At 35.4% G+C, this 14143-nt stretch carries 13 protein-coding genes and 1 pseudogene; 5 read left to right on the forward strand and 9 right to left on the reverse strand.

The annotated features are described in order from the left end of the window. Positions 1–110 precede the first annotated feature (110 nt). Positions 111–479, reverse strand: a complete 369-nt coding sequence (locus CJF12_RS13640; RefSeq protein ID WP_228379133.1) for an META domain-containing protein — start codon at positions 477–479, stop codon at positions 111–113. Positions 480–630: 151 nt separating this feature from the next. On the opposite strand from CJF12_RS13640, the gene CJF12_RS13645 reads away from it, so the two are divergent. Then, entirely contained in the window at positions 631–2838 is a 2208-nt protein-coding gene (locus tag CJF12_RS13645) for a S46 family peptidase (protein ID WP_034687946.1), read from the forward strand. A gap of 147 nt (positions 2839–2985) precedes the next feature. Here CJF12_RS13645 and CJF12_RS13650 read toward each other — a convergent pair whose 3' ends face one another. Then, the gene (locus CJF12_RS13650) at positions 2986–3831 is read right to left on the reverse strand and encodes a helix-turn-helix domain-containing protein (RefSeq protein ID WP_034687948.1); all 846 of its coding nucleotides are present in this window, start codon (positions 3829–3831) and stop codon (positions 2986–2988) included. Between the two features lie 228 nt (positions 3832–4059). Here CJF12_RS13650 and CJF12_RS13655 point away from each other — a divergent pair, with 228 nt between their 5' ends. Next, positions 4060–5397, forward strand: a complete 1338-nt coding sequence (locus CJF12_RS13655) for an IS1182 family transposase (protein ID WP_095591046.1) — start codon at positions 4060–4062, stop codon at positions 5395–5397. Positions 5398–5605: 208 nt separating this feature from the next. On the opposite strand, the gene CJF12_RS13660 is transcribed toward CJF12_RS13655, so the two are convergent. Next, positions 5606–6223 carry an NAD(P)H-dependent oxidoreductase gene (locus tag CJF12_RS13660; RefSeq protein WP_034687834.1) on the reverse strand — a complete coding sequence of 206 codons (618 nt, stop codon included), beginning with the start codon at positions 6221–6223 and terminating at the stop codon, positions 5606–5608. A 95-nt stretch (positions 6224–6318) separates the two neighbouring features. On the opposite strand from CJF12_RS13660, the gene CJF12_RS13665 reads away from it, so the two are divergent. Then, positions 6319–6879, forward strand: a complete 561-nt coding sequence (locus CJF12_RS13665) for a TetR/AcrR family transcriptional regulator (protein WP_034687831.1) — start codon at positions 6319–6321, stop codon at positions 6877–6879. A gap of 80 nt (positions 6880–6959) precedes the next feature. Here the strand turns inward: CJF12_RS13665 and CJF12_RS13670 are convergent, their stop codons facing one another. Together CJF12_RS13670 and CJF12_RS13675 are read right to left on the reverse strand one after the other, a co-directional pair. Beyond that, complete coding sequence (locus CJF12_RS13670) at positions 6960–8495, reverse strand: YifB family Mg chelatase-like AAA ATPase (RefSeq protein ID WP_034687829.1); 1536 nt, start codon at positions 8493–8495, stop codon at positions 6960–6962. A gap of 278 nt (positions 8496–8773) precedes the next feature. Further along, positions 8774–9643, reverse strand: a complete 870-nt coding sequence (locus CJF12_RS13675; RefSeq protein ID WP_165569130.1) for an EamA family transporter — start codon at positions 9641–9643, stop codon at positions 8774–8776. 149 nt (positions 9644–9792) lie between these two features. Here CJF12_RS13675 and CJF12_RS20510 point away from each other — a divergent pair. Both CJF12_RS20510 and CJF12_RS13680 read left to right on the forward strand, forming a co-directional pair. Next, positions 9793–9885 (forward strand): annotated as a pseudogene (locus tag CJF12_RS20510) (AsnC family transcriptional regulator); the annotation flags it as partial. After that, positions 9886–10254, forward strand: a complete 369-nt coding sequence (locus CJF12_RS13680; RefSeq protein ID WP_131329599.1) for an Lrp/AsnC family transcriptional regulator — start codon at positions 9886–9888, stop codon at positions 10252–10254. It abuts the pseudogene before it with no gap. Positions 10255–10382: 128 nt separating this feature from the next. On the opposite strand, the gene CJF12_RS13685 is transcribed toward CJF12_RS13680, so the two are convergent. The 4 genes from CJF12_RS13685 to CJF12_RS13700 all read right to left on the reverse strand — a co-directional run bounded on the left by CJF12_RS13685 (position 10383) and on the right by CJF12_RS13700 (position 14028). After that, the gene (locus CJF12_RS13685) at positions 10383–11357 is read right to left on the reverse strand and encodes a T9SS type A sorting domain-containing protein (protein ID WP_034687819.1); all 975 of its coding nucleotides are present in this window, start codon (positions 11355–11357) and stop codon (positions 10383–10385) included. A 47-nt stretch (positions 11358–11404) separates the two neighbouring features. Further along, complete coding sequence (locus CJF12_RS13690; RefSeq protein WP_051887407.1) at positions 11405–12781, reverse strand: outer membrane beta-barrel protein; 1377 nt, start codon at positions 12779–12781, stop codon at positions 11405–11407. Further along, positions 12774–13343, reverse strand: a complete 570-nt coding sequence (locus tag CJF12_RS13695) for an RNA polymerase sigma factor (RefSeq protein WP_034687835.1) — start codon at positions 13341–13343, stop codon at positions 12774–12776. The genes CJF12_RS13690 and CJF12_RS13695 overlap by 8 nt, the downstream gene beginning before the upstream one ends. Positions 13344–13449: 106 nt before the next feature. Continuing rightward, a complete protein-coding gene (locus CJF12_RS13700; RefSeq protein ID WP_034687817.1) occupies positions 13450–14028 on the reverse strand; it encodes a DUF4840 domain-containing protein in 579 nt (192 codons plus the stop codon). Positions 14029–14143: the final 115 nt, after the last annotated feature.

Genomic DNA, 14143 nt, shown 5'->3' on the forward strand with positions numbered 1-14143 from the left:
AAAGTAACAGACAATTTTACTTTTCTTTTGATATCTTAAAACAAACGGGAGATCTTATCTTTAAGACCTCCCGTTTTATTTTTTACATTTACATGTTAAACAACTCATAATCAATCCCAGTCAGAAGCTACAAACTTCATAACCATTCCTTTGTCATCTGACAAAGTAAGAAAGTGTCCTTCTACTGAATATTTAGTAATTCTCTCAAAGCTTCGCCCAAATGCAGCTTCTAACTTCATATCCTGGCAAGCCATCATCGTACTTCCTAATCCAGAAATTTTTATCCTTCCGTTATTTTTAAATTGGGCTGTAAAAAACATTTTATTACACCCCATAAAAGCCCCGCCACGAATTTTACCGTCTTCTATTTTAGAATTCAGATTAATACGGGCTTTATTCTTAACCATCAGATCTTTACTGAAATTCCCAAAAGAAACAAGCATCCACTCTCTTTGAAGTGCATGATTTTTTTCCGGCACTGAAGAGCAATTTAAATTTATTCCTAAAAACAAAATGCCTAAAAGCAATACTAATATTTTTTTCATAGAAACAATCCTCCCATTTTCATACCATTCACAGGCAGAATATCGTAAAAATTAGTAAATTAGCCACACAAAATTAATTTATAAAATGAAAAGACTATTTCTACTATTCACTTTTTTATTGGGCTTTGCCCAGATGAGAGCGGATGAGGGGATGTGGCTGTTGATGCTCATCAAAAGACTAAACGGTGTTGACATGCAAAAAGAAGGTTTACATCTGACTCCGGAGGAAATTTATTCCGTTAACAATTCGAGTTTAAAAGATGCTATCGTTAGCTTCGGTGGCTTCTGTACAGGAGAAATTGTTTCTGATAAAGGACTTATCTTCACAAACCATCACTGTGGCTACGGCGCTGTTGCTGCAGCTTCTACTCCAGAAAAAGACTATTTAAAAAATGGTTTCTGGGCGATGAAGCAGAAAGATGAATTCAACGCAAAAGACTTGTATGTAAGGTTTTTAGTTAGAATGGATGATGCTACGAAAAGAATCAATTCTAAACTGAATAGCAATATGACCGGTGAGGAGAGAAGTGCTGTGATCGAGGCTGAAACTAAAGCAATCCAGGCTGAAAACTCTGAAAATGGCAAATATACTGTAGTGGTTAAAGATTTCTTTAACGGAAACGAATTTTATTATTTCGTATATCAAGATTACAAAGATATCAGATTAGTAGGAGCACCTCCTTCATCATTAGGTAAATTCGGTGGCGATACAGATAACTGGGAATGGCCAAGACATACTGCAGATTTTACTGTGTTCAGAGTATATGCTGATGTAGCTGGAAATCCTGCAGAATATTCACCAAGCAATACTCCTTTGAAGCCTAAGCATTTCTTACCGGTTTCTCTTAAGGGAATTAAGCCGGGGGACTTTTCTATGATTTTAGGATATCCGGGAAGAACCAATCGCTACTTAACATCTTATGGTATCCAGCAAATGGTTAATAAAGATTATCCGGCTTGGGTTGAGGCTTCTAAAGTAGCCATGGATGTTATGAAGAAATACATGAACAAAGATAAAGCAACCCAGCTTAACTATGCTTCTCAGTATGCCTCCGTAGCTAACTACTGGAAAAACAGACAGGGAACCATTGATGCGGTAGAAAAAAACGGAACGATCTCTGATAAGCAGAAAATTGAAGCAGCTTACAGACAATGGTCCGTACAGGCTGGAAACTCTGAATACGATGGTGTATTAGAGGATATTGAAGCTTATTACAAGCAGGTTTCTGACAGAAATGTAGAAAAAAACTATATGACTCAGCTTTCAAGAAACACAAAATATATCAGTGTAGCTAACAAGTTGGGATCTTTACTGAAGACTTATGCAGCTCAGGATATGCAGGGAAGACTTGCTATGAAACCAAAAGTAGAAACAGCAATTAAATCTATTTATGATAATTTCAGCCCTTCTTTGGAAGGAGAGATGCTAGCTGCAATGGTTAGCCTTTATCAAACAAGAGTAAAAAATAAAGATGTGGCTTCTGCAACTATTTTAGGATTGGATGCTAAAACATTATCCAATGTGGCCTACTCTTCTATTTTTGCTAACAAGACATCAGCAACTAATTTCCTTTTAAATCCTGATGCATTGAAGCTTGATGCTGATCCACTTTGGAAAATATCTAATGGCCTTACTGCAGACCAAAAAATATCTTCTGAGAAATTTGCTAAAGTTGATGATTTTTTTGCTAAAAATAACCGTCTATTCTTGGCTGGTTTAATGAAGGCAATGCCAGAGAAAAAGTTTTATCCGGATGCTAACTCTACCATGAGATTGACTTATGGAACTGTAGATAAATTACCAATCAGAACAGACAGAAACTATTTCGGTGTTACTGATAATTATTATACAGACATGACTGGTCTTGTTGGTAAGTACAAAAAAGGAGACGAAGAATTCGACCTTCCTCAAAGAGTGATTGACCTTTATAATATGAAAGACTTTGGTCAATATGGTGATGCTTCAGGCTATATGCCGGTAAACTTCCTTTCTAACAATGATATTACTGGAGGAAATTCAGGATCTCCTGTTATTGACGGAAACGGAAACCTTATCGGGATTGCATTTGATGGAAACAGTGAAGCATTAAGTGGAGATATTGTATTTGAACAAGAATGGCAAAAAACAATTAATGTTGATATCCGTTTTGTTCTGTGGACAATTGACAAATATGCTGGTGCCAGAAGACTAATTGATGAATTACAATTGGTAAGAAGTGAAAATACTCCTGCTGATACCAAAACACGTCCAGCGAAGGCTGAACATGTAAAACCAACTAAAAAGAAGAAGTAATCTTTTTATATACTTTATAAAACCGTGAAATCTATTTCACGGTTTTTTTATGGTCATATTATTATCAAATAGCACCGCTCCCATTTTTGACTTATGCTTATTTAAAGCATCTGGACAGAAAGTACTAGAAAAAAGAGATCTCTTTAATTATTTTCTATTTTGAATGAATGTAATAAAATCCTGATTTATAGATTCTTTTCTTTTCATTGCTTTTCTGGCAAAAGCTGCAGGAGACGTCCCACTGTATCGTTTGAATTCTTTGCTTAAATGAGATTGATCCGTATACCCGAGATCATAAGCCAGACTTGCAATATTAGAATCCGGATAAAGCCATAGCTGATTACGAACCCGCTCAAAGCGCATCAGTCCTGACACATCTTTCACAGAATATCCCGAAGAATGTTTAAACTTTCTTTCCAGTGTACGAATCGTAGCATGGGCAGCGTCTGCTATACGGCTCACGGGTACCGTTCCGCCGGCTTCCCTCATCGCAGCTCCTGCTTTATAAAGCATAGTATCTATAGCAACCTGCGATCTTGCATTTAGAAAATATTCTTTTATACAAGTCAATGCTTCTTCTATTTTTCCTTCCTGAACGAAAGTATTGAGAATGGACTGTAACTCAACTATAGGATGCTCAACTATACGCACTCCTTTTTTATTGGATGGTAGTCCAAGCAAATCAAAAACTGCCCACGGAAAGCACCGGATTCCAATAATATCCAGTCGATCTTTCATGTAAAAAAGAACAGGATGATTGAGAAGCCCGATCATAAACGGAGATGGCAAGACCTGCATATTCCCGTCACAAGAAATACTACAATCGCTTCCGAAATAAAAAATAATTTCCGCATAGCCATCCGGAACTACCTCAAAGCCGGATAGCTCTTCTTTAGAATCTGACCTTCTGATATTATACCAAAAACACTTGATCGTGTCACTGAGCTCTTCAGGTGATTCAAATTCTTGATGCTCGATCATAAAAGATTCCATAATGGTTTATTTATATTGAAAAATATATGGAGCTACTCTATTCAAAATTAATACAATATTTGTTGAATAAAAAAATATTTACCATAAACCATTTCATATAATACACTAAGTTATACTTGCCGGATACTAGACAGAAATAAAAGAGGCTGTCTCAAAAGAGATAGCCTTTTTTATGCAAAAAGGAAAGCTTTCGCTTTCCTAATAGTTGCAAATTGATTAATTTGCATTGTGTTAAGTACGTCAAAAGTAGTCTTTAAAGATTACACCCCCAAAGAAAATCTGCTTTTTCCTCCCAATTTATCGGAGTTGATTGATGAGCGACATCCTGTGAAAATTGTTTCAAACATTATTGATGGCTTGGATATCAAAAGCTTAATTAAAACCTACAAACCTGGCGGAACATCTTGCTACCACCCGAAAATGCTTTTGAAAGTTTTGATTTATGGCTATTTAAGCAATATCTATTCAAGCCGCAAAATGGAGCAGGCCTTGAAAGAAAACATCCATTTTATGTGGCTCTCTGCAATGAGCCGTCCCGATCATAACACCTTAAACAGGTTCCGTAGTGAACGATTGAAAGGTGAGATTAAAGCTATTTTCACACAAATTGTTCTTCTTTTGGAAAAGGAAGGTTTGGTAAGTCTGAAAACCACTTTTGTAGATGGCACCAAGATAGAAGCCAATGCCAATCGCTATACTTTTGTTTGGGGAAGAGCTGTCAAAAAACACAAAGAAAGGATTGCAGAGCAATTAGAAGAGCTTTGGAACTATGCAGAAACAGTTGCCAAAGACGAGCTTGAAAATACAGAAAGTATTGATTTTAAAGAAGTAGATTCTGAAAAAGTAACTCAAACCATCGAAAAGATCAATGAAGTTTTGAAAGATAAAAAAGTAGCTTCAAAAGTTCGTCAGAAACTGAATTATGCTAAGAAAAACTGGGCAGATAATTTAGAGAAATATAAAAAACAGCAAGAATTATTAGAAGATAGAAATTACTATTCCAAAACCGATACAGACGCTACTTTTATGCGAATGAAGGAGGATCATATGCGAAACGGACAACTAAAACCCGCTTACAATCTACAAATTTCTACCCATAGACAATTCATTTTACATTATTCAATTCATCCCAACCCAACAGACACCAAAACATTAGCGACTCATTTACTGGGTTTTGAAGAAAGCTATCATAAAGCTCCCAAAGAGCTTGTTGCTGATGCTGGTTATGGCTCAGAAGAAAATTACAACTTGTTAAAATCTAAGAAAATAAAAGCTTATGTTAAATATAATTACTTCAGAAAAGATCAGAAATCGGGACAAATAACCACTTCACAAAACAATCCTAAATTGGCAAAAATCAGAGAAAAGGTTTTCAAACTTCTTAATACCAGCAAGGGCATCAAACTCAGAAAACAAAGATCCCATGATGTTGAACCTGTTTTTGCAGAGCTCAAACACAACAAAAATTTTAAACGATTCATGCTTCGGGGAAAAAATAAAGTCGAGGTAGAAATCGGCATACTCGCAATTGCCCACAATCTAAAGAAAATGTCAAAAGCAGCCTAAAACAGACTGCTTTTTTGACTTAGATCTTCTTTTTTCCAAGATATTTTTTTTATTCAAAATATCGAAATCTTTTTTCAATGAAATACTAAAAAGAGACTGTCCTTTTGAGACAGCCTCTTAGAAGAAAAAATAAATGGTAAAAAGAGTAGAAACATCCCTATTTTCAAGCATATTTCCTAACTATATTAAATTTAATACGTCTTCAGCATTAAGAAACTGTAGTTTCTGCTTTTTTGGTGATCATATTAAAATCTTCTTGAACAGCCGTTTTTACCTCATTAAGGTAAGCGCTTAGCTCTTCAGGAGTTTTATCCATAATTGGAGCGATATATTTAACCAAAATAGGATCAAAGCCAGTGAATTCTAAAATCCCTGTTTTTAATTGTACTATCCCTGAATTATGATATACTTTTTCATATGTTTCTGCGTCTCCGTCACCTGTGCTGATAATTCTCGCAGATTTCCCGGCTAATAATTGTTGTAATTCTCCCTCACTAGTATAGTTGAAAGCAATACTTGGTAAGAAAGTACGGTCTATAAAGCCTTTCATCAATGCAGGAAGTCCGAACCACCATAATGGGTGAATCCAAACCACGTGAGTACTCTTTTTAATAAGATCAATAGCCTTTATTAAATCTGGTTCCAGTTCACTTCTTAATCTATAGCCATATTTTAAGTTGGGATCGAAATTCAGATCTCTTATCGGCATGTAAGTCGCTTTAATTCCAAGCTTCTCCATTTCTTTAAGGTAAGTCTGAGCAATTTCCTCGTTAAAACTGATTTTGTCCGGGTGTCCGTTAATTACTAATACATTTTGTGTTTCCATTTTTTTATACTAATTTTACATTTTAGGTCATTTGACCACTGCAAATATAGGTCATTTGACCTAATCAACCAAATAAAATTATATTTTTTTTCATAATGAGTAAAAAAGACATCAAAGACCATATTCTTGTAGAAGCTATGGAAATATTAAAAAATGAAGGCAGCAGTGGAGTTACCATGCGAAAAGTTGCCTCTTCTTGTAATATTTCCCTCAGCAATCTTCAATACCATTATACCAATAAAACAATTTTATTGCAAGCACTTAGTGCTAAGTTTTTTGCGCACTGTAGTGAAAATCTTTTGAATGAATGGGAAGTAATATCTGCCGAAAAGGACCTTTCAACAGAACAATTCATAAGAAAATTAGTAGAATTTCTTATAGGAGATGATGAGATTGGAATAGATTACTACTTATATCGAGAAATATGGGCATTATCTCTCAGAGATCCTGAACTCTCTATCGCGGTGAAAGATTTCTATAGCAATTATGCAAGACTAATTGCAGAATTGATCGGACAAGTAAAACAATCATCTACGGAAGAAATTGCCAGCCTCCTGGTTCCTTTCATGGAGGGATACTCTATTGTCAGGAAAGCAATGCCTTCAGATGCTAAGCAAATGACAGAAACATTGGTAAGGATTATCGTTGCTCTTTAGATAGTATTTTGTTAAAACACATATAAGAAGAAAGGATGGCTTTTAAAGCCATCCTTTCTTCTTATATGTTTACATTCTATTCAAACATTCCAAAACTCCCTATCCAAACTTCTGTATTGTATTGCTTCGGAAATATGATGCGATAGTACTTTTTCAGATTGTTCTAAATCAGCAATAGTTCTGGCCACTTTTAAGATTCTGTCATAAGCTCTTGCAGAAAGATTAAGCTTATCCATCGCTAATTTTATAAGAGCAAATGAAACTTCATCTAATTCACAAAACTGCTCTATTTGCCTTACTCCCATTTGAGCATTATAGCTGATATCTAAATTTTTATATCGCTCCTCCTGCATCTCCCTGGCTTTGAGCACTCTTTTTCTAATCTCTTCACTTTTTTCACCTTTTCTTTTCTCTGCCAATTGCTCAAACTCAACTTTTTGAATTTCAATATGAATATCAATGCGATCTAAAAGAGGACCCGAAAGCTTATTCATATACCTTTGCATTTCCAAAGTAGAAGAAGTATTGTTAGGATCATCAGGGAAATAACCACTTGGGCTGGGATTCATCGAAGCAACCAGCATAAAGCTGGACGGATAAATGACTGTAAATTTAGCTCTGGAAATTGTGACTTCACGGTCTTCTAAAGGCTGCCTCATAACTTCAAGTACTGTTCTTTTGAATTCAGGCATTTCATCAAGAAACAAAACACCATTGTGGGCTAAGGAAATTTCTCCGGGTTGCGGATAACTTCCACCACCTACTAAAGCTACATCGGATATCGTATGATGTGGAGATCTGAAGGGACGCACGGTCATTAATGAAGTTTCCGAGCCCATCTTTCCGGCAACAGAATGTATTTTGGTAGTTTCTAAAGCTTCTTTTAAAGTTAAGGGAGGCAGAATACTCGGAACCCTTTTTGCCAGCATCGTTTTCCCACTTCCCGGAGGACCTATTAAAATAATATTATGCCCACCTGCAGCAGCAACCTCCATGGCTCTCTTTGCAGTTTCCTGTCCTTTTACTTCAGAAAAATCAAATGGAAAGTGATTGATCTTCTCCTGAAATTCTTTTTTAATATCCAATACTACTTTTGGAATGGCTTTTCCTTCATTAAAAAAGTCTATCACTTCTTTAATATTTTCAGCCCCATACACTTCAAGACCTTCTACAATGGCTGCTTCTCTGGTGTTTTGTTTGGGAAGAATTATTCCTTTAAATCCTTCTTCCCTAGCCTGAATCGCAATGGGCAATACTCCTTTTATAGCCTGAAGACTTCCGTCTAATGAAAGCTCTCCCATAATGATATAATCATGGATATTCTCTGCAAGAATTTGATCTGAAGCAGCTAAAATACCTATGGCTATACTTAAATCATAAGCCGAGCCTTCTTTTCGAAGATCAGCCGGAGCCATATTAATGGTAATCTTTTTTCCGGGAATTTTATAGCCTCCATTTTTTAGTGCGGCTGAGATTCGGTAACTGCTTTCTTTAATAGCATTATCCGGGAGCCCTACCAAATGATAACCGACACCTCCCGTATCTATATTTACTTCAATAGTAATAGTCTGAGCTGCAACTCCATGAATTGCACTTCCATAAATTTTGATCAGCATAAGTGTGTTTTATGTAAATATAAATCAATTTTCATTTGGATAAGCTTATGCTAATGAATAATTTATTGTCTTATTGTTATGTTTTCATGGTTTTTCTGAAAACCAGTCAAGCAATATGTCTTTTAATTATCATCTATAAACTCAGTTTCCAGAATTATAAGGTATTCTATAAAAGAAATACAACCGGTACAACTAATATCAAATCAATCTCTTAGTCTGAAAATTTTATAATCCAGTAAAGCTTTGGATAAAAACTGAGCGTTTACATACTAACTTTTTCACTTCTTTTTTAGGAAATTGATACAAACAATAGCCCCAATCATCATCAGAATACCTATAATTTGTATTAAATAGATTTTTTCACCCAGAATAACATGGGCAGAAAAAATAGCAGCAGGCAGTTCTAAGGTTAACAACGTTGAGCTTAGCCCTGCTCCTATTTTTGGCATTCCTACCGTAAAGCAAATCGGAGGTATTATTGTTCCGAAAATGGCTAAAAAAATACCCCATTGTATTAATCCGAAATTAAAATTGATGCTTGTAGAAAGGGCTTTATAGTTCATCGCAAATATGATAAAGGCTGATCCCGTAGTCATTAAAGCACTTTTTTCGAATACCGGCGTGCTTTTTCCAAGCTTACTAGTAAATAATATATACAAGGTATATAACAATGCAGACAATAAGCCTAGTGCTATCCCAACAACAGAAAAGTTGCTCTCTTTTATTTTCAGGAAATTAGCCGCCAAAAGAGAACCTATTACAATAAAAGCAGACGCCAAAATCTCCACAACAGACGGCTTTTTCTTAAAAACCGCCCACTCTGCCAAAACACTCATCCAGGTCATTTGCATTAATAAAACAATGGCTAAAGATGCCGGAATATACTCAATAGAAAGGTAGTAGCTATACGTCGCTACACCCATAGACGTCCCTGCTAACAATAGCTTTATACTTTCCACTGATTGTATTGTCTTTTTTCGAACTGATCTACCTACTACAATACCCCACAAAACCACCGAACCTAAAAATGTTTGTGCAAATGTAATTTCTGAAGCGTTATACCCTTGCCCATAAGCAACTTTTGCAAATGAGGTTAATCCCCCATAGCTTAACGCTCCCAATATTACAATAATTATATACCTAGCCATCATCTTGTTTTTTCCTTGTAAAATTATAAATTCAAAGAATAAAACCACATTATCAAATCAAAATATGTAAAAGTTCCTAATTTTAAACATTAACAACGGATTAACTCCAAAACAAATAAATTTTATTTATATTTATCGGAAAAAGTCCGGTGGAGAAATTAAATAAACAAGAAATAGAACTTTTGCGCTTACTGCAAAAGAACTCAAAATTAGACATTACCTATTTGACACAACGATTAAATATGTCAAAAACATCAGTATATGACAAAATTAAAAAATTTGAAAATGAGGGCTATATTAAAGAATATGTTGCCATTATTGATCAAAAAAAAGTAGGCCTCCATTTTACCGTAATGGTTAATGTATCCCTTAATAGTCAACGTATAGAATATGTCAATGAGTTTTTAGAACGAATATCAGATCTGGATGAGGTAATGGAAGCTTATGTAACAAGTGGCCTGTTTGATATCATTTTTAAAGTAGTGGTTAGAGATCCTGAAGCTTTTAATGATTTTGTCATGAATAAAATTTCAACAATTCCTCACATCAGTAAAATCCAGAGTTCTTTTGTAATGAGGTACATCAAACAAACGTCAGCCCTACCCTTTTAAAATTCATAAAAAAATAATGTCTAAATCATCTATTCCTTTTAAAATAAAATCGGCACAGAATAAAATTCTGCACCGATCTCCACAATTATTGAAAAAACTAACTGAGTTTATCAGGGGGCACTCAATTTCTACTTTTTAATGAATTTATTATGATAGATTTTGCCATCATTACTTTTAGAAATAATGATATAATTTCCAGGTGTCAGGCTACTTATATCAATAGGCTGGTTATAGGTATGGTTATTTTTTTGGAAAACAACTCTTCCCGAAGCATCTGTAACAGAAACCTCTTTATACACCTTATCTGATTCTCTTCCAATAAATATCATTTGTGCAGCCGGGTTAGGATATACCTTAAGATTATTTCCTTTTTTCGGACCAGTTTCTCCCGTTCCCAGATTGCAAAAACTCCAGTTTCCAAAATTTAGTTTTACAAATGAACCGAGTCCTAGAAATTTACATTCATCAGGACAGTATGCTGTACAGGCATAGAATCCATATTCTCCGGATTGCATTGCCAAATAAGTATCTCCCGATGCTCCCTGAACAATACAAGGGTCTCCCGAAACCGGAGGTATATTACTCGGTGTACATTTATACCATGTATGAACTCCATATAAGTCGGGGAATACATCATCAAATTGTACTGTAGCTCCATTACAAACATTATATTCCCCAGGACCTATATTCTCATAAGTTCCTGGTGTAAGGGTTGTCATCATAGCCGGAAGTCCGTAAGCAAATCCATCAGCAAGAATGGGTGAGCTCTGTGCCGTACAATCATTAAGAGTAGCCTCTACTTTAAAGTAATAAAGCATATCACTCCCACCGTCAATTGTCAGATTTTGAGAGGTCGCTCCTGCAATTGCTACCCAGGGATTAGGGTTGGGAGATTGAGAGCTCCACTGCTGTTTATACCACTGGTAGCTTCCATAAGTTTGTGTTGAAAGTACTTCCGTTTCTGTATTACAGAATACAACCTTGTCCGGAAATTGTACACCTAGCCTCGGACTGGTAATGCTTGGAGTAAATGTACACTGCGCATTGATAGTCAATATACCAAGCAGTAATGACAATGTTAAAAAAATTAGTTTTGTTTTCATATTATTATTGTTTTGTTGGTTTTAGTTTTTATTCATTCTCTTTTTATTTAATCAAGTAAAATTCTTATCCCGAATTTTACATTAAAATTGAGTGGTTTCTCTTTATAAATAGTATTCAGGGAGCTTTCATCTTTGAAATGATATCCGATGCCGGGCTCAGCATAAACTCCTATATTTTTAACCACTTTCAATTGCAATCCAAGGGCACTGTTGAGTGAAACCTGTACTGGTTGACTTTCCAACCGTTCTCTTGTTTCATCTTTAACTTCATTATTCACGATGTATTTAGTAGTAAAACTGCTGGCAACTGATTTCTCAACAAGAGCTCCGGCGGTAACATACCCCGTAAATGGCCCTTTCTGTATTACATTATAATTAACTTGTACCGGAATACCTATATAATGCACCGTCTGCTCGCTTTTCACAAAATTAGACTGGCTTCCGGAGTGAAGCTCTGATGATAATTTGGTATAGTTGATCCCCGTTCCGATTCCCCATCTTTTTCCAAGGTTATAATATAATGAGATCCCTAAATTTAGAGGAACTTTATGCCTCACTGTAGCTTCAACATTCTCACTTTGATTGGCCAGCAGAACTGCCATAAACGGATCATTACTATATTCCGAAGCACTCCATACTTCATCAATTGATAGTGGTTTTCCTCCCATTGTCGCGTATCCCGGAAATTGCTGGGATTCTGAAGAGGCTTTGCCGGTAAGCATACTTAACATCCAGGATTTATGGGATTTACTCTTCTTCACTTTTGTCAGGCTAGTTAAGGGTTTAGAATTCAAACTGATATCCTCTTCAGAAAGAAGCTCGTTGATTGCTTCTCTACGGGTAATCGATAAGTTATTATACTGAACAGAAGAAATTTGATTCTGCCCTATGATTCCATATTGTCCGGGTAAAGTGATAAGAGGCTGGGCTTCTTTAAATTTTAGGTAGTTGTTATCCTCAGCAATTGTATTCTTCCATTCATTCTGAGGTAAGCTTTTTTGTAAAGCAATTGTTCCTTTCTTATTCAGGCTATTTAAAATATGACCTGCGCTTTCTTTCCCATTATTAATAATAGATGAGGTCTGTGCATCTGGATTTTCATTTTTGCCCTCTTTTACAGAATAAGATATTTTCGGTTCTTTTTCTTCTTTATGTTCAACGGTTAGCATCTGTTTGCCTATGATAAAAAATAATGCAATGGCAGCAGCAATACCTGCAATACGATATGCCCAAGGTCTCAATTGAGTCTTCTCTTTTCTTACTTCATCCGATCCTTCATCTGCTATTATAGGAAGTCCTGCAATTGTATTTTCATCTTCTTTGCTGAATAAATCATCTTTGATGTGATCCCATAGTTCATCCGGAACATCATCTGTATGATCTTCCATCTTCCTGCGCAGATCGTTTAACCACTGATTACTCATATTGCGCCTTTGTTAACATTTTATATTCTTTAATTTTCTGAACAAGCATTGCTTTAGCCCTGTGAAATTGTGAAGCAGAAGAGTTTTCTGCTATCCCCAGTAATCCTGCTATTTGTTTATGACTTTTATTTTCAAATACATAGAGATTAAAAACGGTTCTATATCCTTCAGGTAACGAACGAATCATTTCCATAATAACCGTTTGAGGTATTTCTTCAATATCCGGTTCTTCCTCATCATCACTTATATCAGCAATATCAAAATCATCTGTCACCAGCTTAAAATCCGAATACTGTCTGATATGTTTTAATGATTCATTGACAACAATCCTGGTAATCCAGGCTTTAAGAGAGCCATTCCCGCGGTACTCAAACGAATCTATGGAACGAAACATGTTGATAAAACTATTTTGTAATACATCATGAACATCATCCTTACCAATAATGTAGCGGGAACATACATAGGAAAGACTTCCGGAATAGGCTCCAAAAAGCTCCTTCCAGGCAGCTTCTTCTTTTAACAGAAGACGTTTTACTAAAATCTGCTCCTTATTTGCCTCCATGGGTGATGCTACACTGACGCCTCGTTTTAATGGCTGTTTAATTTTATGCAAAAATAGGCTGCATTAATGCAAAGCGCAACCTATTTTAACCTAACTCTACTATTACTTAATATTTTATACAGTATGGGAAATCATATTTAATAATTTCATATGGAGTAAGTACCGCTCCGTCAACTGTTATTTTGTCTACCACTAAACCAAACTTCATCCCGTTGTCCTGTCTTACATAAAATCCTTTTTCTTTTGCTGCAAATGTTACTACTGTATTTTTAACAGCCCCATCAACAGGAATCTGAAGAGTCAGCGTTTTGGGTGTAAAGGCCAGCTCTAAAACATTATAATTGGTATTTATCGTTGCAGCATAATTAAGATTGTACTTTACTTTTCCTATTGCAGCTAATGCCGCTTCCGTTTTTACAGGATCCTTAACTACTGATTTTACAATTTCTTTTACCGGAAGGTCCGTGAATTTAATCGTATCTTTTTTTGCTGTAAAAACAACTATTGTTTCAGCTTTATTATTCCCTTGCCTTGTGATCAGCTTCCCTTTATAATTTCCCAGAACATCTTGTAATTTTACCGGTACCACTTCAGGACCGTCATTATTATTACATGATAATAAGCTAAGACTTACAAAACCAATTAATACAGCCATAAAGGCTTTAAGTACTATAATTTTTTTCATTTTTTAAATTTGTTGTATTACACATTATTTTACTTTGAGTACTCATTTATATAAATCCTCTTTTTAGAAAATCTTGCACAATACTTTGATTAAAAATTAAAAATTTACACAAACA

It is taken from the genome of Chryseobacterium piperi (genome assembly GCF_002285635.2).
GTDB classification, from domain to species: Bacteria; Bacteroidota; Bacteroidia; order Flavobacteriales; family Weeksellaceae; genus Chryseobacterium; species Chryseobacterium piperi.